The sequence below is a fragment of the Chloroflexota bacterium genome (assembly GCA_014360805.1).
Classification (GTDB): Bacteria; Chloroflexota; Anaerolineae; order DTLA01; family DTLA01; genus DTLA01.
Genome location: JACIWU010000008.1, coordinates 28,685 through 52,210, shown reverse-complemented (window position 1 = coordinate 52,210; position 23,526 = coordinate 28,685). Strand labels below are relative to the sequence as shown.

At 66.6% G+C, this 23,526-nt stretch carries 20 protein-coding genes; 18 read left to right on the top strand and 2 right to left on the bottom strand.

Going from position 1 to position 23,526, the window contains the following annotated elements; genetic code table 11:
* Positions 1 to 142: 142 nt before the first annotated feature.
* The 4 genes from H5T65_02550 (at position 143) to H5T65_02535 (ending at position 4,408) form a co-directional block, all read left to right on the top strand.
* Positions 143 to 478 carry a DUF4870 domain-containing protein gene (locus H5T65_02550; GenBank protein ID MBC7258106.1) on the top strand — a complete coding sequence of 112 codons (336 nt, stop codon included), beginning with the start codon at positions 143 to 145 and terminating at the stop codon, positions 476 to 478.
* A 138-nt stretch (positions 479 to 616) separates the two neighbouring features.
* Entirely contained in the window at positions 617 to 1,516 is a 900-nt protein-coding gene (gene hpnK, locus H5T65_02545; GenBank protein MBC7258105.1) for a hopanoid biosynthesis-associated protein HpnK, read from the top strand.
* Positions 1,513 to 2,694, top strand: a complete 1,182-nt coding sequence (gene hpnI, locus H5T65_02540) for a bacteriohopanetetrol glucosamine biosynthesis glycosyltransferase HpnI (protein MBC7258104.1) — start codon at positions 1,513 to 1,515, stop codon at positions 2,692 to 2,694. The genes hpnK and hpnI overlap by 4 nt, the downstream gene beginning before the upstream one ends.
* A 967-nt stretch (positions 2,695 to 3,661) precedes the next feature.
* Complete coding sequence (locus H5T65_02535; GenBank protein ID MBC7258103.1) at positions 3,662 to 4,408, top strand: transaldolase family protein; 747 nt, start codon at positions 3,662 to 3,664, stop codon at positions 4,406 to 4,408.
* A gap of 76 nt (positions 4,409 to 4,484) precedes the next feature.
* On the opposite strand, the gene H5T65_02530 is transcribed toward H5T65_02535, so the two are convergent.
* Positions 4,485 to 5,891 (bottom strand): CpaF family protein, encoded by a 1,407-nt coding sequence (locus tag H5T65_02530; protein MBC7258102.1) that lies wholly within the window; start codon positions 5,889 to 5,891, stop codon positions 4,485 to 4,487.
* A 175-nt stretch (positions 5,892 to 6,066) separates the two neighbouring features.
* Between H5T65_02530 and H5T65_02525 the strand changes: the two genes are divergently transcribed.
* The 4 genes from H5T65_02525 (at position 6,067) to H5T65_02510 (ending at position 10,427) form a co-directional block, all read left to right on the top strand.
* Entirely contained in the window at positions 6,067 to 6,921 is an 855-nt protein-coding gene (locus H5T65_02525; protein ID MBC7258101.1) for a 3-hydroxybutyryl-CoA dehydrogenase, read from the top strand.
* 197 nt (positions 6,922 to 7,118) lie between these two features.
* Entirely contained in the window at positions 7,119 to 7,901 is a 783-nt protein-coding gene (locus H5T65_02520; GenBank protein ID MBC7258100.1) for an enoyl-CoA hydratase/isomerase family protein, read from the top strand.
* A 92-nt stretch (positions 7,902 to 7,993) separates the two neighbouring features.
* On the top strand, positions 7,994 to 8,797 hold the full coding sequence (locus H5T65_02515; GenBank protein MBC7258099.1) for a glycerophosphodiester phosphodiesterase: 804 nt from the start codon (positions 7,994 to 7,996) through the stop codon (positions 8,795 to 8,797).
* 277 nt (positions 8,798 to 9,074) lie between these two features.
* Positions 9,075 to 10,427 (top strand): hypothetical protein, encoded by a 1,353-nt coding sequence (locus H5T65_02510; protein MBC7258098.1) that lies wholly within the window; start codon positions 9,075 to 9,077, stop codon positions 10,425 to 10,427.
* A gap of 186 nt (positions 10,428 to 10,613) precedes the next feature.
* On the opposite strand, the gene H5T65_02505 is transcribed toward H5T65_02510, so the two are convergent.
* Positions 10,614 to 14,177: an ABC transporter permease subunit gene (locus H5T65_02505; protein ID MBC7258097.1), complete on the bottom strand. Its 3,564-nt coding sequence runs from the start codon at positions 14,175 to 14,177 to the stop codon at positions 10,614 to 10,616.
* A 220-nt stretch (positions 14,178 to 14,397) separates the two neighbouring features.
* Between H5T65_02505 and H5T65_02500 the strand changes: the two genes are divergently transcribed.
* From H5T65_02500 to H5T65_02455, 10 genes are all read left to right on the top strand, one after another.
* The gene (locus H5T65_02500; GenBank protein MBC7258096.1) at positions 14,398 to 15,057 is read left to right on the top strand and encodes a YdcF family protein; all 660 of its coding nucleotides are present in this window, start codon (positions 14,398 to 14,400) and stop codon (positions 15,055 to 15,057) included.
* Entirely contained in the window at positions 15,054 to 16,682 is a 1,629-nt protein-coding gene (locus tag H5T65_02495) for a radical SAM protein (protein MBC7258095.1), read from the top strand. Before H5T65_02500 ends, H5T65_02495 begins: the two co-directional genes overlap by 4 nt.
* Before the next feature lie 208 nt (positions 16,683 to 16,890).
* Complete coding sequence (rsmD, locus tag H5T65_02490; protein ID MBC7258094.1) at positions 16,891 to 17,466, top strand: 16S rRNA (guanine(966)-N(2))-methyltransferase RsmD; 576 nt, start codon at positions 16,891 to 16,893, stop codon at positions 17,464 to 17,466.
* Between the two features lie 4 nt (positions 17,467 to 17,470).
* On the top strand, positions 17,471 to 18,022 hold the full coding sequence (locus H5T65_02485) for an LOG family protein (protein ID MBC7258093.1): 552 nt from the start codon (positions 17,471 to 17,473) through the stop codon (positions 18,020 to 18,022).
* 8 nt (positions 18,023 to 18,030) lie between these two features.
* Positions 18,031 to 18,684, top strand: a complete 654-nt coding sequence (locus tag H5T65_02480; protein ID MBC7258092.1) for a hypothetical protein — start codon at positions 18,031 to 18,033, stop codon at positions 18,682 to 18,684.
* Positions 18,685 to 18,951: 267 nt separating this feature from the next.
* Positions 18,952 to 20,031, top strand: a complete 1,080-nt coding sequence (locus H5T65_02475; protein MBC7258091.1) for a HEAT repeat domain-containing protein — start codon at positions 18,952 to 18,954, stop codon at positions 20,029 to 20,031.
* A 15-nt stretch (positions 20,032 to 20,046) separates the two neighbouring features.
* The gene (locus H5T65_02470) at positions 20,047 to 20,388 is read left to right on the top strand and encodes a hypothetical protein (protein ID MBC7258090.1); all 342 of its coding nucleotides are present in this window, start codon (positions 20,047 to 20,049) and stop codon (positions 20,386 to 20,388) included.
* Between the two features lie 3 nt (positions 20,389 to 20,391).
* A complete protein-coding gene (locus H5T65_02465) occupies positions 20,392 to 20,943 on the top strand; it encodes a ribonuclease H-like domain-containing protein (GenBank protein MBC7258089.1) in 552 nt (183 codons plus the stop codon).
* Position 20,944: 1 nt separating this feature from the next.
* On the top strand, positions 20,945 to 21,880 hold the full coding sequence (locus H5T65_02460; GenBank protein ID MBC7258088.1) for a radical SAM protein: 936 nt from the start codon (positions 20,945 to 20,947) through the stop codon (positions 21,878 to 21,880).
* 262 nt (positions 21,881 to 22,142) lie between these two features.
* A complete protein-coding gene (locus H5T65_02455; GenBank protein MBC7258087.1) occupies positions 22,143 to 23,504 on the top strand; it encodes an AAA family ATPase in 1,362 nt (453 codons plus the stop codon).
* The last annotated feature ends 22 nt before the right edge of the window (positions 23,505 to 23,526 follow it).

Here is a 23,526-nt window from a genome sequence, read left to right as displayed (position 1 = left end):
CCGCGAGCGCCCGCACAGGGACGCGTCGCAGGCCGCCATTGTCCATTGTAGAGCCAACCGGGGCCGAGGGCAATAGGAATTTGGTAAGAGTTCCCCGAACCCTTTTCCCCCGTCGCGCATCAAAACATCAGGAGGTGTATAGATGGAAACGAAAAACACATCCCTCGGACTCGCGGAGAACATTGAAGGCGCGCTCGCGTACGTCGTGGGCTGGATCTCGGGGCTCGTGCTCTGGTTCCTGGAGCCCGAGAACAAGTTCGTGCGGTTCCACGCGATGCAGTCCATTGTGGTCTTCGGGGCGCTCATGGTCGTTGAGATCGTCCTGGGGTTCATCCCCATTCTCGGGGCAATCCTGGGCCTTCTCCTGGGGCTGGTCGGTTTCTTCCTGTGGCTGTGGCTGATGTACAAGGCCTACCAGGGAGAGATGTACAAACTGCCCTGGGCGGGCGACTTCGCGGAGCAACAGGTGAACAGGTAACCGATTCCACAAAGGGCCGCAGATTTCCCCCTGCGGCCCTTTCTTTTTGCCCGCGGGGTCGCGGTTTTTCAGCACGGCCGGGGTATGCTATCATAGGCGCGCAAGTCCGGCATTGGCGCAACATGAGGAGCGGTTCCCATGGGCGGACGCGCGGCGCAAAACCGTTGTATTCCGCTGGCCCTGATCTTCACCGCCGACGACTTCGGGCGGCACGACGCCATCAATCGCGCAGTCGTGCGCGCGCACCGCGACGGCGTGCTGACCTCGGCAAGCCTGATGGTGGCGGGCGCCGCCTTTGACGACGCGGTGCGCGTCGCCCGAGAGTGGCCCACCCTGGCGGTGGGGCTGCATGTCGTCGTGGTGGATGGGGCTTCGGTGCTGGGCCACGCCGCCCTGCCCCACATCACCGACTCGGCGGGGCGCTTCCCCGCCGACCCTTACGGCCTGGGCGTGCGCTATCAGTTCAGCGCCGCCGCGCGCGCCGAGTTGGCCCGTGAGATGGAGGCCCAGTTTGAGCGCTTCGCCGCCACCGGCCTACCCCTGGCCCACGCCGATAGCCACTATCACATGCACATGCACCCGGCCGTGTTCCCTATCTTCCTGCGCCTGGCCGAGTCCTTCGGGGCTGTCGGGTTCCGCCTCCCCAACGACGACCTGCGGGTCGCGCTGGAATACGATCGCTCGCGCCGCGCGCGGAACACGCTGTGGCATCTCTACTACGCGGCCCTGCGGCGCTGGGGCGCACGCGCCGCGGCCGCCTCGCCCCTGGCGCGCGCCGACCGCGTGTACGGGCTATACCAGACCGGCAGGCTGTCGGAGCCGTACCTGCTCCACCTCCTGGATCGCATCCCCGCGAATGTGCGCGTGGCCGAAGTGTACGGCCATCCGTCCGAGGCGTACCTGGGCGAGCCTGACGGCCCGAACCCAGGCGACCTGGCCGCCCTGACTAGCCCTCGCATCCGCGAGCGGCTAGACCAGATGGGGGCGCGGCTGTCGTCCTACCGCAGCCTGCGCCGCCCGATGGGGATAGCGCCATGATCTCTGTGCTCATCCTGCTCATCGTCGTCAGTTGGATCTTCTGGCTGGTGGCCTGGCTGTGCACCTACGACTTCTTCCACCAGGCGCAAGTGTCGGCGCGGATGGAAGAGAGCCGCGAACCGTACACGCCGCCCGTGTCCATCCTCAAGCCCATCAAAGGCGTGGATGCCGACTCCTACGAATGCCTCCTCAGTTTCGTGCGCCAGGACTATCCGACCTACGAGGTGCTTATCGGCGTGCTCCATCCGGATGACCCGGCGGTGGGGCTGGCGGCGCGCCTCCAGCGGGAGTACCCCCACCGGGTGCGGCTGGTCGTGGCCGAACCCATCGGCTACAACAACAAGGTGAGCATCCTCCATGCGCTGGCCGCCCAGGCGAGCCATCCCATCCTCGTCGTCGCCGACAGCGACATGCGCGTTGGGAGCGACTACCTGCGGCGCGTGGTGGCTCCCCTGCGGGATGCGTCCGTGGCGCTGGTAACCTGCGCCTATGTGGGCGACAAGGCGCTGACGCTGACCGCGCGGCTAGAGGCGCTGTACATGGGCACCACGTTCCTGCCGATGGTCATGGTCGCGCGGCGCTACTTGAGCATGCGCTTCGCCACGGGCGCGACCGACGCCTTCCGGGCCGCCGACCTGGAGCGCATCGGCGGCTTCCGGGCGCTGGCCGACTACCTGGCCGATGATTTCCAGTTGGGGCATCAGTTGTCGCGCACAGGACAGCGGGTACATCTGTCCGACTACATCCCGCGCGCGGTGCTGGGCAAGACCACGTTCCGCGAGCAGTGGCACCGCGAGGTGCGCTGGGCGCGCTGCAACCGCGTGAGCCGCCCGCTGGAGTACCCGGCCCTCGTAGTAACCTTCGCGGTGCCGTTGGCCCTCGCGCTGGCGCTCCTGAAAGGGTTCGCGTCGCCGTACTCGTGGATTCTGGCGGCGTCGTTGCTCATCCGCTGGTGGGTGGCGTGGCAGGTTTCGGGCTACACGGGCGACGAGACCGCGCGCCACAACCTGGGCCTGTTGCCCCTGCGAGACGCCCTCACCGTAGCGGTATGGGCGGCAGGCGGCATCGGGCGCTCCATCCAGTGGCGCGGCGAGCGGTACGCCCTGCGGCCCGGCGGCAAGTTGGGGCCGCCGCAACCGTCGCTCGTCCGCACCCTCTTGCGGCGAACGCACGGCTAGCCGCCAGACGCGCCGCGCGCTGCTTTGTGCGGATCGATGCCTCCGGCCCACGCCAACCGCCTGGCAAGATAGGGGTCCCTAGCCCGACCCTTGTCTGTGAGGGAAAAACCGCCTTACATTAGCAAATCTTAACGCATATAGTCGCGAAATGGGCTGTATGTGAGTGCCGTGTGAGCAGTCGTGTGATAGAATACTGCTAGAGCACGGAGTGATCGTCCCCAGGTCGCCGGGACTGACAGGTCTCTCGGGTAGCCTGGCTTGTAGCATTGTTTACGCCTACTGGAAGATGGCGTCGCGCTAGATCACCGTAGCCGACGCCCAGGTGCTCGGGGAGGTGGCCAATGCTACGGAATGTACGCGTGCCTTTGATAATTGATGCAGTCCTGCTCGTCCTCTTCGCTACGGTAACGACTTCTGCCGCTCCTTCTCAGACCCCCTGCCGTCGCCCTCAGGCTACTGCCAACCGCACTACGAGTGCAGGGAATGGATATATTGGATTCAGACAGGTTGCGGATGCGATGGAAACCTGTGCTACATGTGGCACAGAGACTGGGCCAAGAAATACTGGGTAGACAGGGACTGTCGCGAAACACTCGTGGGGTCGTGCATCAATACGGGCTGTATCCACGACATGTGGGCTTGCTGTCAGCCTCCCGGGGGCGTAGAACCCGATCTTGATGCCCTACAGGTGACTGATCTGATCAAGGCTTCGGCGGTGCCGTGGCGGCACGGCCCACACGCAAGCCGGGCACAATGCCCTACCTGCGAGGTCGTCTCAGGCCAACGGCCATAGACTGAGCGCCACAGCCTTTGTCTGGGCGTGTGGTCTCGGTACCCTCCTCTCGTCCCCTGCCCGTCGGCGGCCAAGCCGACCTTGGCACGGCTTCGGAATCGCCGCCAGGTCGCGCTTGATTTTCGCGTCCGACCGCCTTATAATGACCCCACACTGACGAGGAGGTTAGCGTAGATGGACATCTTCCTGGATACGGCCAACATTGAGGAAATCAAGAAGGCTGCGGAGTGGGGGATTCTGTCCGGCGTAACGACGAACCCCAGCCTGATGATGAAGGCGGGCCGCGCCGACTACAAGCAGGTGGCCCAGGAAATCTGCTACATCGTGCAGGGGCCGGTCAGCGCCGAGGTGGTCAGCACCGACGCCGACGGCATGGTGGAAGAGGCCAAGATCATCGGCCAGTGGTCGCCCCACGTCGTCGTCAAGGTGCCCGTTACCGAAGAGGGGCTCAAGGCCATCCACCGCATCGCCCAACTGGACGTAGACCCCGAGACGCTCTGCGACGGCTGCCCCTACTTCGGCCAGTGCGACACCGATATTGAAACCGCGCGCGACCTGGCTCTTGACTGGGGCATCCGCACCAACGCCACGCTGGTCTTCTCGGCGAACCAGGGGCTGCTGGCGGCCAAGGCAGGCGCATCGTTCGTCTCGCCGTTCATCGGGCGGCTGGACGATGCCGGCCACGAGGGCATGGAGGTCGTGGAGACCCTGGCGGAAATCTTTGACACCTACGGGATTGAGACCGAGATCATCGCCGCCAGCATCCGCCACCCGCTGCACATCACCCAGGCAGCCCTGGCCGGCGCCGACATCGCCACCGTGCCCTTCGCCGTCCTCAGCCAGGCCATCAAGCACCCCCTCACCGACGTGGGCGTGCAGCGGTTCCTGGCCGACTGGGAAAAGGCCAAGAAGGGGAAGTAGCCCAATCGCAGGCGCAAAGACGGGCCGCCCCCCACGAGCGGCCCGTCTGGATTGCAAACCAGGGCGCGGTCGCGCCCTAGTGCCGGCCGTTCCCGTTCCCCTTTTCGGCGGCAGCGGTGGCCCGGACGCCGTAGTGGTACTCCGCCTGGAAGATTTCGCCGCCGAGTTTGTGCCCCGCCGCTTCCAACTTCGGCGTGAACTTGGGGCGGATGCCGGTGCCCTTCATCACGCCGATGACCTTGCCGTCCTCCCCGATGCCCAGTTCGTGGAACACGAACACGTCCTGCATGATGACCGTATCGCCTTCCATCCCCTGCACCTCGGTAACCTGAACGACCTTGCGCGAGCCGTCGCGCAGCCGCGCCTGCTGCACGATGAGGTCCACCGCCGAGGCAATCTGCTGGCGGATAGCGCGCACGGGCAGGTCCATCCCCGCCATCAGCACCAGCGTCTCCAGGCGGGCGATGGCGTCGCGCGGGCTGTTGGCGTGGATCGTCGTCAGCGAACCGTCATGGCCGGTGTTCATCGCCTGGAGCATGTCCAGCGCCTCGCCGCCCCGACACTCGCCCACCACGATGCGGTCTGGCCTCATGCGCAGGGCATTGCGCACCAGGTCGCGGATGGTTACGCGCCCTGTGCCGTCCTCCTCGCCGGGCACGGCCTCCAGACGCACCACATGCGTCTGATGCAAGCGCAGTTCCGCCGAGTCCTCAATCGTAACGATGCGCTCGTCGTTCGGGATGAACGACGACAGCACGTTCAGCAGCGTCGTCTTCCCCGAACCGGTGCCGCCCGATACGACGATGTTCAGCCGCGAGTTCACGCACGCCTTGAGAAATTCTATCATCTCCGGCGTTACCGACTGCAGGCGGATGAGGTCTTCGGCGGTGAACTTCTTCTTGCCGAACTTGCGAATGGTGATGGACGGCCCGTCAATGGCGCAGGGCGGGATGATGGCGTTCACGCGCGAGCCGTCGGGCAGGCGCGCGTCCACCATCGGGTGATGACGGTCTATGCGGCGCCCTAGCGGTTGGACGATGCGCTGGATGACGCGAATCACGTGCTCGTCGTCCTGGAAGCGAACGTCGGCGCGGGTGATCTTGCCGCCGCGCTCTATGTAGACCTCATCGGGGCCATTGACCATGACTTCGGTGATGGTGTCGTCTTCCAGCAGCGGCTCAATAGGCCCGTAGCCCACCAGTTCAGATTGCACGTGCTGGAGCAGCGCGGCCCAGGTATCCGAATCCAGGTTCAGCCCGGCCTGGCGGCACACCGCGACGGTCTTGTCGGCCAGGAGTTGCAGGTGCTCCGACGATCGGGTGAGCACCGCTCCATTCAAGGCCGCCTCCACGCGCGGCAGAAACCACCGGCACAGGCGGGCGAAGTCCTCGCCGCCCACGGACACCGCGCGCCGCGTTGGTGCGGGTGTCTCGCTGCCCGTCTTCGCAACCGTTTCTATCCTCGTCTCGCGCAAGGCTTCCATCGGACATCCCTTCTCCTGCCAGGATAGGCCACAATCGCGCCGATGTCATCATAGCGCCAAACCGCCGCGCGCGGTGTGAATCTCGGGTGAGGGTGCTGTGAAATCTGGGTGAAGCGGGGCAAATTCTGTGGTATAATGGGCCGAATCCATCACTTTCGGCGAAGGAGGCGAAAACATGGACATCAAGACCGTGGGAGTCGTCGGGTGCGGGCTGATGGGCTCGGGCATCGCCGAGACCTGCGCCCGCAAGGGATACCGCACCATCGTCCGAGAGGTCAACGACGACCTGCTGGCCAAGGGGATGAAGGCCATCCAGGCGTCCATGGCCCGCGCCGTGGAAAAGGGCAAGGCAACCCAGCAGGAGGTGGACGCGGCGCTGGCTCGGCTGTCGGGCACAACAGACCTGGCGGCCATGGCCGAGTGCGACCTGGTGATTGAGGCCATCGTGGAGAACATGGCCGAGAAGAAGAAGGTCTTCGCCGCGCTAGATAGCATCTGCCCGCCCCACGCCATCCTGGCCAGCAACACATCCTCGCTGTGCATCACCGAGATGGCGTCGGTTACCAAGCGCGGAAGCCAAGTGCTTGGGATGCACTTCTTCAACCCGGTGCCGGTCATGCCGCTCTTGGAACTGGTGCGCACGATCCTGACCAGCGACGAGACGCTGGAGACCGCCAAGGCGTTCGGCGCGTCGCTGGGCAAGACCACCATCGTGGCCAAGGACACGCCCGGGTTCATCGTGAACCTGCTCCTGGTCCCCTACCTGCTGGACGCCGTGCGTGCGCTGGAAAACGGCGTGGCGACCAAGGAGGACATTGACGCGGGGATGAAACTGGGCTGCAACCACCCCATGGGGCCGCTCACGCTGCTGGACTTCGTGGGGCTGGACACGGCCTACTACATCGCCAACGTCATGTTTGAGGAGTTCAAGGACCCCCGCTATGCCGCGCCGCCCCTGCTCAAGCGCATGGTGCTGGCCGGCCATCTGGGCCGAAAGTCGGGCAAGGGGTTCTACGATTACAGCAAATAGCCGATAGCCATCAGCCGACAGCCGTCAGCGGGCAGCCGATAGCCATTAGCCTTTGGCCCGCTGGCGCACAGGCCAGATGGTCCAACGCGAAAGGCGACCCTGGGTTCGGCTGATGGCGAAACGCTGACGGCTGAATGCTAACGGCTAGAGGCTAATGGCTAACGGCCAACGGCTAACGGCCCTTGAGGAGGCATCCCATGTACGAGAACCTGATTGTAGAACGCAAGGGCGCGGTGGGGATTATCACCATCAACCGCCCGAAATCGCTCAACGCGCTGAGCCGCGCCACCGTGGCCGAACTGGGCGCGGCGATAGACGAACTCAACGCCGACGACGCCATCCGCGCCATCATCCTGACGGGCGCGGGCGAGAAAGCCTTCGTGGCCGGCGCCGACATCGGCGAATTCAACTCCTTGCGCTCGGCGGAGGAAGCCGCGGCGTACGCTCGCGCGGGCCAGGCCGTGCTCAACCGCATAGAGCGCCTGCCCAAGCCCGTCATCGCCGCCATCAACGGCTACGCGCTGGGCGGCGGGTGCGAACTGGCCATGGCCTGCGACATCCGCATCGCCGCCGACACCGCCCGCCTGGGCCAGCCCGAAATCAACCTGGGCATCATTCCAGGCTACGGCGGCACCCAGCGGCTGACGCGCCTCGTGGGCAAGGGGATGGCCAAACTCCTCGTGTTGAGCGGCGACCCCATCTCGGCCCAGGAGGCCCAGCGCATCGGCCTGGTGGACGTGGTCGTCCCCGCCGCCGAACTCATGCCCAAGGCGATGGAACTGGCCGAGAAACTGGCGTCCAAGGCTCCTGTGGCGCTCCGCTTGTGCAAGCAGGCCATCAACGAGGGCGCGGAAGGCACGCTCGCATCCGGCCTGGATCACGAGGCGGCGCTGTTCGGGGTCGTGTTTGACACCGAAGACCGCGTGGAGGGCGTGAGCGCCTTCCTGGAGAAACGCAAGGCGGCGTGGAAGGGGAAGTAGCGCAGGACGCGGCGGCGTGCAGGAGTTGACATGCTCTCCCGCCGCCCAGCCCGTGCCCAAGGAGATAAGACCACAAGGAGACGCCCAAGACCATGCCCTTCCGCTATGACTTCCCGACACGGCACGCGCCCTTGCGCAGCCCCTCAGGGCGGCGCATCCTTCGCATCGGCCACAGCGGCGCAGGCGCCTACGCCCCGCCCAACTCGCTCCGCGCCCTGGCGCTGGCGCTGGAGCACAGGGTGGACATGGTGGAGTTTGACGTGCGCGGCTGCGCCGATGGCCTAGTGCTCAGCCACGACGACGCCGTGGAAACCGACGCCGGCCCCGCCACCCTGAGCGCCCTCACCGTGAGCCAGGCCCGCGCCTTGCGCGTCCAGGGCGAACCCATCGCCACCCTGGACGAGGCCCTGGAACTCCTGCGCGGCCGCGTGCTCATCAACCTGGACATGAAGGACGAAGGCCACGAGAGTGAAATCGCCCAGGCCATCCGCCGCCACAACATGGCCGACCAAATCCTGGTCAGTTCGCTGGTGCCCCAGTCGCTACGCCGCCTTCGCGAGGCCATGCCCGAGATTCGGCTGGGCATGTCCTATCCCGAAGACAAGGGCGGCGCGTCCACCAAGCCCTACATGAAGATCGCGGTCAACGTGGCACTCTGGTACATGCGGCGCTTCCTGCCGGTCATCGTCGGCAGGCTCCTGGCACAATCGCAGGCCGATGATGTCATGCTCTACCACAAGGTCATCACCCCGAGCGCGGTGCGGACCTTCCACGCGGCGGGAGTTCGCGTCTTCGCCTGGACGGTGGACGACCTGGAACGCATGCGTCAACTCGTCGCCATGGACGTGGACGGAATCACAACGAACCAAACTGCGCTCTTTGCGCAACTGTCCTGACGCCTGCTGGAACAAACCGGCGCGTGCCCTCGTCTATCATGCGCAGTTTGCCCGAGGCCCGGGGCGCATTTCAGTTCTGGGGCGGGAATGACCCAGCATGGTTCGGACTGCCGGGATGGGTCTACCTCACCCATCGCAGCCCGCCATGCAGCGAAGGCCGACTTCGTCGGATGTAGGGCAGCCCATGAGCGTGTTCAGGGCCTGCGTATTGCGGCAGATTTGCCCCCAGACTGAAATGTGTCCAAAACCCGGACAAACGGGAAGAAGGAGGACAACGATGAAGAGGGCATGGAGGTTCGGGATTCTGGTGGCATTGGCCCTGGCGCTGGCCGGCTGCGCCTACATGGGGCGGCAGAATGCGGCGCCTTCGGGGTTCGTCCAGGCCCGAGATGCAGCGCTGGCCTATCTCAGGGACGCGCACTCTGACCTGAACTGGCCCACGTCGCCCAAATGGACCGCCGAGGACGTTACCGACGGCAGGCTGGGCGCGACAACCTGGCGCTTCTCCGACCCGAGCGGCCTGGCCGTTCTGGTATCTATGCCGGTCGTGCCCGACACCTTGTACAGCGTGGAGGTAACCTTCGGCGACTTCACCTGGGCGGGCCAGGTGGACGCCACGGGCAAGGTCGCCGAGGAGCCGACGCCCGCACCCCCGCTCTCGCCGGCCGAGGCCCGCGACGCGGCGGTCGCCCACCTCCTGGGGCTGTACCCCAACCTGGCGTTGCCCGACGAGTGGATTGAGGTGGACGCGGCGGGCGGATTGCTCGGCATCACCGCGCTGCGCTACATCGGTAGCGACTGGACGGTGGACGTGCAGGCTCCCGTCGTGCCGCGCCCCGAGTACGCCGTCCGCGTGGCCCATGCCTCGGGCAAGGGCTGGACGGGGCGGATTCTCGCCGATGGCACGACGGCGCCGGACGAAGGTACGACGTTCATCGCCGACGACGAACGCCCCACGCGCGTCCTGGAAGCGGTGCGCGCCGACCCCAAAGGCTGGGAAGGCCGCTACATCCGCGTCGTGGGCTACTACGAAGGCTGGGATCTGTTCGGCTCCGTGGGCACCGGCCCCGCCGTTACCCGCAGCGACTGGGTCATCCGCGACGAGGGCGGCGCCATTTACGTGCATCCGGGGAGCGCAGCCGTGGAGGGTCTGGACATCTCGCCCTCGCAGAAGGCGGAAGGCGTGCTCCTGCGCCTCTTCGCCCAGGTGCGCCTGAACGACGCCAGCCAGCCCTACCTATGGGTCGTGCAGGGCGACCGCATCGGCCCGGCGCGTCAGGTCTGGCTTGAGTACGAGCGTTCCGGCGGGTTCGCCGGCTTCCAGGACCGGCTGACCATCTACGCCGACGGGCAGGCCGTGCTCAACCGCAAGGGCGCGGTAACCACGTTCCAACTCACGCCAGAGGAGATGGAACGGATCAAGGGACAACTCGCCACGGCCGATTTCATGGGCCTGAACGAGAACTACCTGCCCGCCGACGTCTGCTGCGACCGCTTCACGTATGTCATTCGCTACGCGGACCCGGCGGGCGGCAAGCCCCACTCGGTAACGACCATGGACGGCGCGGTGCCGCCCGAGTTGGCCCCCGCCCTGGAGGCGCTGAACAATCTCGTCATCCAGCCCCACTAGGCGCGCGGGTATTTGCGCATAGGGGCGAACCACGCGCCGCCCGTGTCGGTCGCCACCAGACGAGCACCGTGCGACGCACTTCGCGGCGGGCGTCGCACGTTGCTGTTCACCGCGCCAGCCGCTCGGCTTCATTCACGGAAATGTAACGTTGGGGCGACTCACGGATTGCCTCAACAACTCGTTCGCCTAGTACGCCGTGTCGGTCGCCAACACCGCCGCGGTCAGGCTCAACAGTCGCCCGGCGCGGCCGATCTTGGCCGCATCCACGGCATCCGGCGAATCGCCGGGGATGTGCGAATGGGCATCGGTGCCCGGCCACGACAGGGTGATCATCGGGTAGTTCGTCTGTAGGCGCTGGGACAGGTGGTAGGGCGCGTGGAGCCCGAGGCCCGCCGTCTTGACCGTGATGCCGAGCCTTCGCGCGCCCATCTGCACCATCTCGGTGATGCGGTCGCTGCTAGAACGCCAGGCGAGCACGGCGTCGCCGTCGCCCGCGCCCACGCCCTCCACCTCAAAGACAGCCACAACCTTCAGGTCCGACAGCCCCGACCGCGTGCCCAGGTACTGGTACAGCGCCGGCGTCTGGTGCAGTTCCCCGCCGGCCCAGGCCACAAACAGCACCGTGCGCTTGGGCTTGAAGTCCCACGCTTTCCACGAGCGGATGAGTTCCAGGAGGGTGGCCACGCCGCTGGCGTTGTCGTTGGCGCCCGGATACAGCACGCCATTGCCCACGCCCAGCCCGTCGTAGTAGGCCATGAGGACCACCATCTCCGAATCCAGCGCCACGTCCTCGCCCGGCCACATGGCCATCACGTTGCGGTAAGTGATGTCCTGCTGTTCTACGGCGGCGAACTGCGCCCGCGCCCGCGCACGGGTCGCCACGTGGAACCCCTCGCCGTCGGCGAGTGCCGCCCTGCGGTCGCGCAGCGCAGCCAGATTGTATCCCGAACCGCTCAGGATGCGGTCTGCCGCGTCGGGCGTGATCCACAGCACCGGCATGGGCCGCATCGTCAGCCCTGTGTCGGGCATGGGTGAGCCGGGCAACTCGCGGCGGAGCATCACGTCGGGATCGTCGGTGATGACAAGCGCCGCCTGCGCACCCATGTACATCGGCGAGGCCCCTGCCCCGTAGAAGAAGGGGTACGTGGTCAGCCACCTGTCTTCGTATTCCAGCAACAGAATGCGATCTGTCCGGGTCGCGTCGGCCTCCGACAGCCCAAGAGCAGCCCTGACCGTGCTCAGGTTGCCGTCGGGCACAGCCTTCACGGCCACATACACGATGGGGCCCTCCGCCACAAGGGCCTGCCTGGAGAACAGCTCAGTCGTTTCGGAGAAGTCCACGCCTATGCGGAGCGTCAGGTGTTGGCCCGTCGCGCCCCACGCCTCAAGGGTCGTCTGACCCTGGAGCGCCACGATGCGGCTGCGAATCGTCTGGAAGTAGGTCCAGTTCTCCCCCGCCGTTACCAGGCCCAAGTCCTCAAATTGGCGTGCGATCCAATCGGCGGCGGCCTCGGCGCCCGGCGTGCCAATCTGCCGCCCGCCGAACTCCGGCCCCGCCAGGGTCGCCACGTCCGCCATAGCCCGATTCACGTCAAAGGTCTCGGCCAGCGGCTTGTACCGCGCCCAAATGCCCGTGCTCTGCATCGTCCAGACGCCGACACCGAGCACCACGCACGCCACCAGCAGCGTGTAGCGATTGAACAGCGCTTTCATGCTCAAGGTCAGTTCCTCGGACAGCCGCCGCAGCCCCTCGCCCATCAGGGTGAAGGTTACGATGGCAATCAGGAACGCCAGCGCCGGGTACACCGTGGCCCACGGGAAACTGCGGAACGAGCGCCAGGAATTGGCGAGCATCACGCCCCATTCGGGGATGTCGTAGTAGGTGAGGAGCGGCGGCCCGCCCTCGCCTTCTGCCGCGAACCCCCCGCCGATGAACACGCCCAAGAACCCCAGTTCCCCCAGAATCATGAGGGCGCCACCCATCTCCAGAAACGCGAGGCTGACCATCGTGGGCCAGATGTTGGGCAGGACGTGCCGCGTGAGAATCTGACCTTGCCCCGCGCCCGTCGCGACGGCGCCCTCAATGTACGCCATGGGGCGCACCGAAATGACCTGGGCGCGGATGTTCTGCATCACCTCCGGCCAGCCGATGACCAGCAGGCCGAACACGAACGCATACAGCCCCTGGCGTATGCCGGCCGCATAGACCACCAGCGTCGCCAGGAGCAACGCGGGGAACGAATTCACCATCTCGCCCAGGGCCATCAGCGCGCGGTCCAGCAGCGTGTCGTGAAACCAGCCTGCGAGGAATCCGAAAACCCCGCCGATGACCAGCCGGCCCGCCACGGCCAGCAGGGCCAACATCAGGGTGCGGCGCGCGCCCGTGAGCAGTAGGCTCAGAATGTCGCGCCCTTGCGCATCGCTCCCCAGCGGGAAGACGTCCGACGGCCTGAACGGCGGCGTGTACGTGATTCCCCCGATGTCCACGCGGCTCGCCGTCGTGTAGGGGTTGTGGGGCGCCAGACTCGGCCCCGCCAGAACGACGACCAGCAACCCCACGCCCAAAATCGCGCCGAGGGCCAGCGCAGGATTGCCGACCGTCGCCTTGCGCCACGCACGGAGCCGCCCCCAGCGCATGGACTGCGCCAGGCGCGACATCTCCTCTGCCGACTCCTGGCTCATGCGGGCGTCCACCGGCAGGGGAGCCAGATCCTTCGCTTTTCTGCGCCGTTCGCGCAGCCCCCGCAGGGTAATGGCGCGCACAAGGCCCGTCCACGCCAGTTCCAGCCAGTTGCTGATCTCCATCTGCGCCGAACCCGTATCCTGTGCGCGACGCAACCGCGGATCCAGCAACCGATAGGCAAAATCCATGATACCGTTCACCAGGACGAAGAAGAACCCCGTTGCCAGCACCAACGCGGATGCCGCGTCCATGTCGTAGACCTGAAGGCGCTCCAGCAGATGCTTGCCCAGGCCCGGCCACCCGAAGAAAACCTCCACCACCGGCAGGCTGCTGAGCGCGAACCGCAGCGAGGACACGATGGCCGTGAGCACGGTCCCGGCGGCATTCGGCAGAATGTGACCGAACCAGATCTCGGAACTGGGCAGCCCTTTGGCGCGCGCTGTGCGCACGAAGTCCTCGCCGATGAGGTTCTCCATGTACACCGAGGTGAGGCGCGCCACCTGGGCCACGGGCCGCGCCGCCAGCACCAGCACCGGCAACACCATGTGGGAGTCCCAGCCGAACCCCCCGACGGGCACCAGCCGCGTACCCGTGCGCTTGTAGAACTCAATCGCCCCCAATTGCAGCAGCACGGCCAGGAAGAAACTGGGAGTGGACACGCCGATGACGGAAAGCAGAAGCATGGACAACGACACGGTCCGTCGGCGGATCGCGGCGGCCGCGATGCCCAGCAGCCCCCCGACCACGCCGCCGAAGACCAGCGCCAGCAGCAACAGCACCGAACTGTTCCACAGCGAGGTCCTAACCAGTTGCGCGATGGGTACGCGCTCGCCCTGGCGGAGCATGTAGCCCGTGCTGCGGGTGTACTCCCCCCAGTCGCCGCGAGGGATGCCCTTCCACAGGGTCAGCGTCTGCCCCCATGCCTGCTGCGCGACTTCGCCGATGGGCGCGGGTTGCAGCAGGCGCTGGCGCATGGCCAGGTCCTGGGTGAAGTACGCCACGTAGGTGATGGCGAACAACACCAGGATTCCGGCAACGATGCGGCGCAGCGCAAACCGTGCGAGCATAGTCCTCTCTCCGACGGGCAGCAGGTTTGCAGCAGGATGCCTGCGTGGGCCCTAAACAATAGACCCGCATACTTTGCCACAGGTTCACCGTTTCGCCAAAATCCGCCACTCATGTCGGCCCGCGATGGTCGTGTTCCGCCGCGTGCCCCACGTCGCGTTTTGCCATTCTCCCCGCGCCCGCTATAATGCCCATAGACTACGGAGCGCAGATCGCACAACCATGAAGCGGATCGTTCTCTGGGGGTTGATAGGCCTGGGGGCGGCGTTCCTGGCCCTATGCGCGGCGGTCAACCTGTACGGCTTGTGGGACCAGGCCGCGCCCGCCGACGCCATCGTAACGCTGGGCGCGCGCGTCCTGGCCGACGGCTCCCCTGGCCCCGACCTCACCAGCCGCACCACCCACAGCGCCAACCTGTTCCGCGCCGGACTCGCCCCCTACCTCATTTGCACGGGCGGGTTCCCCGGCGACCGCTCCTCGGCCGCCGCCGTCTCCCGCAAACTGGCCATCCAACTCGGCGTCCCGGCCGAGCGCATCCTCCTGGCCGAGGATTCCATGTCCACCCAGGAAGACGCCGAACAGGTCGCCCGCCTCATGCGTGAGCGCCACTGGTCTTCGGCCATTGTCGTCAGCCACCCCCTGCACCTGCTCCGCGCCCGCATCCTGTTTGAGCGCGAGGGCATCCATGCCCTTACCAGCCCCACACCACTGGCGGCGGGCGAAACCTCGCTGGACACGCGCGTTTACTACACCGTGCGCGAGGCGCTGGGCGTCATCGCCGCGCTCCTGCCGAAGGACTGGACCCGATCCCTGCCCGGCGTTTCCACACACATCCCCACTCGCACCGGCGTCTCGCTTCGCACCGCTGAGATTCCGCGATGAGCGATTGGCGTTCCATCCAGGCGTTGCGCAGGCTGCTGGCCCAGGAGACCGGCGTCATCTCCAAAGACTGGGGCGGGCGCATCCCCATCGCCCTCGTCTATCCCAACACCTACTACGTGGGCATGTCGGCGCTAGGGTTTCAAACCCTCTACCGGCTGCTGAACGCGCGGGACGACCTGGTCGCCGAGCGGGTCTTTTGGGACGAGAAGGCGCCAGGCCCGGCCCTGTCGCTGGAGTCCCAGCGGCCCCTGGGCGAATTCCCCTTCATCGCGTTCTCGGTTACCTACGAACTGGACTACTTCCACGTCCTGCTCATGCTGCGACGCGCCGGCATCCCCGTGCGCGCCGACGAGCGCGATGAGGGCGACCCCATCGTCCTCATGGGCGGCCCGGCGGTTACGGCCAACCCGCTCCCCCTGGCCCCCATCGCCGACGCCATCTACATCGGCGAGGTGGAGCCGTCGCTGGAACCGCTGATCGCGGCCCTGCAATCCCGCGTGGAGCGCACCCGCGCCGAGACGCTCCAGGCATTGAGCCGCGCCCCTGGATGCTACGTCCCCGCCTACCCGCGCCTGCCGGTGGCCCGCCAGTGGCTGCGCGACGTGGACGCCTTCCCCACCCACTCGGCCGTGCTGACGCGCCGCACCGAATTCGGCGACATGTTCCTGATAGAGATCGCGCGCGGCTGCGGGCGGGGATGCCGCTTCTGCCTGGCCGGGTACGTGTACCGTCCCATGCGCGAGCGAAGCCTGGACGCCCTGGTGGCGCAGGCGCGCGCGGGCCTTGCCTACCGCAACAAGATCGGGCTGGTCAGTGCTGCCGTGTCCGACTACTCGCGGCGGGATGAACTGGTCGCCCGCCTGCGCGAGATGGGAGCGAGAATCTCGGTCTCATCCCTGCGCGCCGATTCGCTGTCGCCGGCGCTGCTCCAGGCGCTGACCGAAAGCGGCGCGCGCACGCTGACCTTCGCCCCCGAAGCCGGGTCCGAACGCCTGCGCCGCGTGATCAACAAGAACATCTCCGAGGAGCAGATTCTCGCGGCGGCTACCCTGGCAGGCCAGGCTCGCTTCCCCGAACTCAAACTGTACTTCATGTTCGGCCTTCCGGGCGAGACGGAGCACGACATAGACGAGTTGTGCCGTTTGACCGGGGGCATCGCACGCACCTTCGGCGGCCGGGTAACCGTCAACCTGTCGCCGTTTGTGCCCAAGGCCCACACGCCCTTCGCCCGCGCCCCGATGCTCCCCGCTCCCGACCTGGAGCGCCGACTTGCCGCCGTTCGGGCGCGCCTGCGCACCGCGGGCGTCCCCGTCAAGGCCGACAGCGTGGCGTGGGCGCGCGTGCAGGGCGTCCTGGCGCGCGGAGGCGCGGAACTGGCCGACGTCCTCGCCAGCATGGAGGCGGTCTCACTGCCGGCGTGGCGTGCGGCGCTGGCGGCCCGCGGCCTGTCCGAGGACGAGTACCTGGAGCCGGTGCCGCCGTCCCGACGCCTGCCGTGGGAAGGCGTCGTCGCGTCGGGCGTCAGCAACGCCTACCTGGCACAGGAGCAGCGCGCCGCCGAGCAAGCCCGCACGTCGGCCGCGTGTCCCCCTTCGGGATGCACCCGCTGCGGCGTCTGCCCCTGAACAGGGCCAAGCGGCCCGTGGCGGGCACGGCGGTTGCCGCCCCCTTACGATTCGGCTCCGTCTTGTGTGGACGACCAACAGACTTCGGAACCGCCCCCTTCGGCCGATTTGACGCTGGCATCGCCCGCCGATATACTGTCCTTGAATGGGCAGCCAACACACCTTCGCTTGCGGGCCGGTGCCCGCGCTCTTTGTTTCAGGTGGCGTCATGCGCGTAATCACAGGAACGGCCAAAGGGAGAAAACTGGCGTCCGTGCCGGGCCAGAGCACCCGCCCCATCACCGACCGCGTCAAAGAGGCCCTATTCAACATCCTGGCGCAGGATGTGGCCAACGCGCGCGTGCTGGACCTCTTCGCCGGCACCGGCAGCGTGGGCATTGAGGCGCTCAGCCGTGGCGCGCGCGAGGTCTGGTTCGTGGACCGGGAATGGCAGGCCGTGCGGACCATTAAGGCGAACCTGGAGGCCACGGGCCTTGCCGCGCGCGCCAGGGTCGTGCGACAGGATGCCTTCCGCCTGCTGCGCCAGGTGGCCGGCAGGGAAGCCTTTGACATCGTATACGTGGCCCCGCCCCAGTACCAGGGGCTATGGGCCAAGGCGCTGGCGGCGCTGGACGAGGCCGACGTGCTGGCTCCGGGCGCCGTCGTCGTCGCCCAGATTCACCCCAAGGAGTACGCCGAGTTGCCGCTTGCACGCCTGCGCCTGGCCGATCGGCGGCGGTACGGGAGTACCGAACTCTGCTTCTACCGTGTCGCCGAACCCCACGAACCCCAACCAGGAGGGTGATCCCATGCAGCCCGACACGACACCCCGCTTCATCACCGTCTTCGGCGGGTCGCAGGCCACGCCCGACGGCGCTCTCTACCGCCAGGCCCGCGAACTGGGCCGTCGCCTGGCCGAGGCCGGGTTCGGCGTCATCAGCGGCGGCTACGGTGGCACGATGGAAGCCGTCAGCAGGGGCGCGCGCGAGGCCGGCGGCCTCACCGTGGGCGTTACCCTGGCCACCTTTGACCGCATGGCGCTCCGCCCCAACTCGTACCTGACAGCGGAGCAGAAAGCCCCCAACTATCTGGACAGGCTTGCCGAACTCGCGCGGCGCGCCAGCGGGTTCATCGCCCTCAAAGGCGGCATCGGCACGCTGTCCGAAGTCTCCATCACCCTCAGCCTATTGCAAATCGGCGAACTCCCGTTCAAGCCCGTGGTGCTGCTGGGCGAATGCTGGGCGGCCTACCTGGACACCGTCCGTCAGTGGTTCATGCTGCGCCCCGACGACCTGGCGCCCGTGTACATGGCCGCCGACGCCGCCCAAGCCGTGGCGTGGCTGCGCCGAGTTCTAGCGTGAGGTGGACCATGCGCCTGCTGGGATTGCTGGGATGGATTTCCTACAACTTTACCAGGCACCGCATCGCGGGGATACCGCTGACCTGGTATCTGGTCGGCTTCGCCGTCGCCTGGCCCGCGCTGCTCATCGCGGGAATTGCGCGGGCCACAGCCGTGGGCGTGGCCGTTGCAGTCGTGGCGGCGCTGCTGGTGGTAGCCATCGCCGTGGGCGCGCGCAACGGCTACGTGGTCTTTCGGCCCGCAGAGGCGCGCCCGACTGTGGTCGGCCCCCCGCTCCGCCCCGAGCAGAAAGTGCCCGCCCGCGCCACCGGCTTCTTTGAGGTCAGCGGCATGACCCAGTACCTGGCCGACGCCCGCGCCTGGTTTGAGACGGTGGAAACCCGCGAGCACATCGTCATCGCCTGGAATCCCCTGTCGCGGTTCCTGCTCCTGGCCAAGACGCCCAAGCACTTGAGCGGCATGTGGTACGCCTTCTTCCAGCCTGCCCACATTCGCGCCTTGCAGACCGGGCGCATGTCGTTCGGAGGGCGCATCCGCCCGGCCCTGCGCATCGCCTACAAGACCGAGGAGGCGAGGGCTCGCGGGGATCTCTACCTGACCTTTGACAACGAGGCGAACCTGGCGGCAGTGCTGGATGACCTGCTCCGCGATGCGCCGCTGTAGGTGGTCGCGGCATGGGTACACGTGCGACGCACGTTCAGAAGGCGCCCTACGCGCCGCGATGCATCGCGGTAGTTCGTCGCGGCATGGGTACACGTGCGACGCACTTCCGGAAGTGCGTCGCACCCTGGTCGCCAACACAAAACAGAACTGAACCCGCTGTAGCGCCAAGATGCGCGATTCGGCGCGATGGAGTACAATATACGGCGCGGCGCCAATGCCCTGGATGCGACGCACTCCGAAAGAACGGGCCCGCGAAAGGAGAAGAAGATGAGGAAACAGTTTGCCCAATTGCTGGACAGGTTGCAGACCTGGGAAACGAAACTCCCGACCAGTAAGCAGGTTTCGCTGCTGAGCAACATCGGGCTGTCGGAAGTGGACGCTCTCCGCGAAGTGTGGCCCCATATCCCCCTGCAAAGCCGCCGCCTGTTGATCAGCAAGTTGCTGGACATGTCCGAATTCGATGTGTTGCTGGATTTCACCGAGGTCTTTCTCCTGGCCCTGGAGGACCCCGACGAACAGGTGCGCTTGGGTGCCCTGGAGGGGCTGTGGGAATACGATGAGGAAGATTTCGTGCCCACCCTGATCCGCATGATGGATTCGGACCCCTCCGTCCCGATCCGCGCGGAGGCAGCCATGAACCTGGGCAGGTTCGCGCTGAAGGGCGAACTGGAGGAACTGTCCCCCCAGACGACCGACCTGGTGCGTCGGGCGCTCATCACCGCCTGGAACTCGCCCGACCAGGACGTGGAGGTGCGCCGCCGCGCCCTGGAGTCCGTCGCCTGCCTCACCGGCGATGACATCGGCGACATGATTCGCGCCGCCTACCGCGACAAGGACGAGCGCATGAACGTCAGCGCCGTCTATGCCATGGGCCAGACCCTGGACGACGTGTGGGCCCCCTACGTGCTGAAGGAACTCAAGAGCCCGCGCCCCGAGATGCGCTACGAGGCCGCACGCTCCGCTGGCGCGCTGGAACTTGCCGACGCCGTCCCCACGCTCCTGGAGATGACCCACGACCCCGACGCCGAGGTGCGCACCGCCGTCATTGAGGCCCTGGGCGACATCGGCGGCGAGCGCGCCGTCCAGGCGCTCCTGGAACTGGCCCGAAGCGACGACGAAGCCATCCGTGAGGCGGCGCTGGATGCGCTGGACGTCGCCGACTTCGGCGAGAACCCGCTCGGCCCTGGCATCCTGTCGTGGTTGCTTGGGCAGGACGCTGGACCGATGGGGGTGCCAGGCTGGGACGAAGAATTGGATGAAGATGACCTTATGGACGATGACAACTTTGGCGATAAGGACGACGAGGACGAGTGGGGCCGCGATGCCGATCGCGACCGCTGGAACTGATCGCACGGAGGCTGTATGAACCTGAAACTCCGCCGCCTGGTGCGCACCCCATCGTCGGAGCAATACGCTTTGTTTGACCTGGACCGCCTGGACGAGAACGGCGACCCGTCCAGCGTCGGCAAGATTGACCTGCACTTCGTCCAGGAGGGCGTGTACGGCACGTTCCTCATCTGGGAGCAGGCGGCCAAGCGCATCGCACGCAAGGACCTCAAGGCGCTCGCCACCGCCCTCCTCATGGAACTGTGCGAGCCGATGGGCCTGCCCGCCGAGTACGCCGTGGAAATCTTCTGCCCAAGCCTGGATGATTACGAACTCCTCACCAACGCATCGGACGAGACGGCAGGAAGCGAGGCGTAGCCCATGAAGCGCGGACAGGCTTCCAAGACCCTTGTCTTTGACCTGGAAACCAAATACCTGTCGCACGAAGTGGGTGGTTGGGATTACATCCGCGACATGCGGATGTCCGTCGCCGTTACCTACTGCGTGGAGCGCGGTGAGTTCACCACGTACTACGAGCAGGACGTGGAGGCCCTCATCGCCGCCCTCAACGCCGCGGACCTGGTCATCGGCTTCAACATCCTGCGGTTTGACTACGAGGTGCTGCGCGGCTACACCCTCTTGCCCGTGCGCGAGGATAAGACGACGCTGGATTTGATGATTCCCCTGTCGCAGGCGCTGGGCTACCGTCCCAGGTTGGACGACCTGGCCGCCGCAACCCTGGGGATCGGCAAGTTGGGCAACGGGCTGGACGCCGTTCGGTGGTTCCGCGAGGGCAATCTGGAGCAACTCACCGCCTACTGCAAGCAAGACGTTCAGGTTACCTACGACCTGTACCGGTTCGGCAAGGAGCATGGGTATGTGCTCGTGCACGATCGTTACATGGGCGACAGGCGAGTGCCTGTGAACTGGTAGCATGGCTGAACCCGCGTATCTCGCACTCGTGCGTTCGGGCGAACTCAAGGAGCGCGTGGCCCAAGCGTACCGCCGCCTGGAACGGTGCGACATCTGCCCCAGGCGCTGCGGGGTCAATCGCCGCGCGGGCGAACTGGGCATCTGCCGCACGGCGGAGCAGGCGGTCATCTCCAGTTACGGGCCGCACTTCGGCGAAGAAGCGCCCCTCGTGGGCGTGGGCGGCTCGGGCACCGTCTTCTTCACCCACTGCAACCTCCGCTGCCAGTTCTGCCAGAACTACGAGATCAGCCAGTTGGGCGAGGGGCGTCCCGTCCGCACCGACCAACTCGCCGCGGTCTTCCTGCGCCTCCAGGACATGGGCTGCCACAACGTCAACCTGGTTTCGCCGACGCACGTGGTGCCGCAGATTCTGGCGACGCTGCTCGTCGCTGCCGAGCATGGCCTGCGGCTGCCGCTTGTGTACAACACGGGCGGCTACGACGCCCTGGAGACCCTGGCCCTCCTGGACGGGGTGGTGGACATCTACATGCCTGACATGAAATACGCCGACGCGGCCATCGCCGAGCGCTACTCCAAAGTGCCCAACTACCCCGCTGTGAACCAGGCCGCCGTGAAGGAGATGCACCGCCAGGTAGGAGACCTGGTCATGGACGAGCGGGGCATCGCCACGCGGGGGCTTCTGGTGCGCCATCTGGTGCTGCCCGAGGGCCTCGCGGGCACGGCGGAGATCGCCCGCTTCCTGGCCGAGTCGGTCTCGCGCGACACGTACATCAACGTCATGGATCAGTATCGCCCGTGCTACAAGGCCGACTCGCTCCCGCCGCTCAACCGCCGCATCACCCCCGACGAGTATCGGGCCGCCGTGCAGATGGTAACTGACGCTGGCCTGCACCGCCTGGACGACCGTATGCAGCGCTGGGCCTGGCTGATCCGATAGGCGCCGCGCATACGCAAAGGCACAAGGCGCGCCTTCCCACTACCGTCCGGCAGCTGTCCCCTCTCGCCCGCGAACGGGGCAAGTGCGCCATGGCGAGCGAAGCGAAGCAGTCTCGCGCCCGCGCGGAGATTGCTCCAGGGGTTCTGACAATACAGGTGCGACGCACCTCGGAGGTGCATCGCACCTGTCGCGCCCGTCGCCGTTTGACGTTTCGCCCCGCGGAGCGTAAGATGAAACCGAGTTCGTGGGAAGGGATAAGCGCATGGCGAAGGACGACCTGTTCGCCCACGCTCGGGCAGAACAAATCCGCAAAGAGGCTCCCCTGGCTGCGCGGATGCGCCCGCGGACGCTGGACGAGTTCGTGGGTCAGGAGCACATCGTCGGCGAGGGGCGGCTGCTCCGCCGCGCCATCCAGGCCGACCAACTGACCTCGGTCATCTTCTGGGGGCCGCCCGGCACCGGCAAGACCACGCTCGCCATGATCATCGCCAATACCACCAAATCCCACTTCGCGGCCATCAGCGCCGTCATGGCCGGCGTGGCCGACATCCGCCGCCTGATTGACGACGCCAAGGAGCGCCGCAACCTCTACGGCCAGCGCACCATCGTCCTGGTGGACGAAATCCACCGCTTCAACAAGGCCCAGCAGGACGCCCTGCTGCCGCACGTGGAAGATGGCACCATCATCCTCATCGGCTCCACGACCGAGAACCCGTACTTTGAGGTCATCCCCGCTCTCGTGTCGCGCTCGCAGGTGTTCCAGTTGCGTCCGCTGACCGAGGACGACCTGCTGGCGCTACTTCGGCGCGCCCTGGCCGACAAGGAGCGCGGCTACGGCAACTGGAAGGTGCGCGTGGACGACGAGGCGCTCCAGCACATTGCGCGCATTGCGGGCGGCGACGCGCGGCGGGCGCTGAACGCGCTGGAACTCGCCGTTACCACGACGCCGGCGGACAAGCAGGGCTGGGTACACGTTACACTCCAGGTCGCCGAGGACTCCATCCAGCGCCGCGCCATCCTGTACGACAGAGACGGCGACGCCCACTATGACACCATCTCCGCGTTCATCAAGAGCCTGCGCGGGTCGGACCCCGACGCGGCGCTGTACTGGATGGCGAAGATGATCTACGCGGGGGAAGATCCGCGCTTCATCGTGCGGCGGATGATTATCTTCGCGTCCGAGGATGTGGGGCTGGCGGACCCGCAGGCGCTGGTGGTGGCGACGGCAGCAGCCCAGGCGCTGGAGTGGGTAGGCCTGCCCGAGGCGCAGTACGCCCTGGCCGAGGCCGCCATCTACCTGGCCACCGCGCCCAAGAGCAACTCCACGGGCGCGTACTGGAAGGCCCTGGCCGACGTGGAGCGCGAGGGCAAGGTGGAAGTGCCCGATCACCTGAAGGACGCTAGCCGCGACGCCGAGGCGCTGGGCCACGGCGAGGGATACAAGTACCCGCACGCCTTTGACCGCCACTGGGTGGAGCAGCAGTATCTGCCCGATGCCCTCAAGGGCCGCCGCTACTACGAGCCGGGCACGCTGGGGTACGAGAAGAAGATTGCGGAGTGGCTGGCGTGGATGAGGGGGGAAGGTGCCGGCACGGAAGAGGGGGAGAACCACGAGGACGCATAAGCCTCTACGCCCCCACGCGGGG

Bases quoted from the DNA above. Each gene is read 5' to 3' on its own strand.
- H5T65_02495 (MBC7258095.1), top strand. From the start codon at position 15,054: ATGAGCGATTGGCGTTCCATCCAGGCGTTGCGCAGGCTGCTGGCCCAG.
- hpnI (MBC7258104.1), top strand. From the start codon at position 1,513: ATGATCTCTGTGCTCATCCTGCTCATCGTCGTCAGTTGGATCTTCTGG.
- H5T65_02535 (MBC7258103.1), top strand. From the start codon at position 3,662: ATGGACATCTTCCTGGATACGGCCAACATTGAGGAAATCAAGAAGGCT.
- H5T65_02550 (MBC7258106.1), top strand. From the start codon at position 143: ATGGAAACGAAAAACACATCCCTCGGACTCGCGGAGAACATTGAAGGC.
- H5T65_02500 (MBC7258096.1), top strand. From the start codon at position 14,398: ATGAAGCGGATCGTTCTCTGGGGGTTGATAGGCCTGGGGGCGGCGTTC.
- H5T65_02475 (MBC7258091.1), top strand. From the start codon at position 18,952: ATGAGGAAACAGTTTGCCCAATTGCTGGACAGGTTGCAGACCTGGGAA.
- H5T65_02460 (MBC7258088.1), top strand. From the start codon at position 20,945: ATGGCTGAACCCGCGTATCTCGCACTCGTGCGTTCGGGCGAACTCAAG.
- H5T65_02515 (MBC7258099.1), top strand. From the start codon at position 7,994: ATGCCCTTCCGCTATGACTTCCCGACACGGCACGCGCCCTTGCGCAGC.
- H5T65_02480 (MBC7258092.1), top strand. From the start codon at position 18,031: ATGCGCCTGCTGGGATTGCTGGGATGGATTTCCTACAACTTTACCAGG.
- H5T65_02520 (MBC7258100.1), top strand. From the start codon at position 7,119: ATGTACGAGAACCTGATTGTAGAACGCAAGGGCGCGGTGGGGATTATC.
- rsmD (MBC7258094.1), top strand. From the start codon at position 16,891: ATGCGCGTAATCACAGGAACGGCCAAAGGGAGAAAACTGGCGTCCGTG.
- H5T65_02470 (MBC7258090.1), top strand. From the start codon at position 20,047: ATGAACCTGAAACTCCGCCGCCTGGTGCGCACCCCATCGTCGGAGCAA.
- H5T65_02525 (MBC7258101.1), top strand. From the start codon at position 6,067: ATGGACATCAAGACCGTGGGAGTCGTCGGGTGCGGGCTGATGGGCTCG.
- H5T65_02505 (MBC7258097.1), bottom strand. From the start codon at position 14,177: ATGCTCGCACGGTTTGCGCTGCGCCGCATCGTTGCCGGAATCCTGGTG.
- H5T65_02530 (MBC7258102.1), bottom strand. From the start codon at position 5,891: ATGGAAGCCTTGCGCGAGACGAGGATAGAAACGGTTGCGAAGACGGGC.
- H5T65_02510 (MBC7258098.1), top strand. From the start codon at position 9,075: ATGAAGAGGGCATGGAGGTTCGGGATTCTGGTGGCATTGGCCCTGGCG.
- H5T65_02485 (MBC7258093.1), top strand. From the start codon at position 17,471: ATGCAGCCCGACACGACACCCCGCTTCATCACCGTCTTCGGCGGGTCG.
- hpnK (MBC7258105.1), top strand. From the start codon at position 617: ATGGGCGGACGCGCGGCGCAAAACCGTTGTATTCCGCTGGCCCTGATC.
- H5T65_02465 (MBC7258089.1), top strand. From the start codon at position 20,392: ATGAAGCGCGGACAGGCTTCCAAGACCCTTGTCTTTGACCTGGAAACC.
- H5T65_02455 (MBC7258087.1), top strand. From the start codon at position 22,143: ATGGCGAAGGACGACCTGTTCGCCCACGCTCGGGCAGAACAAATCCGC.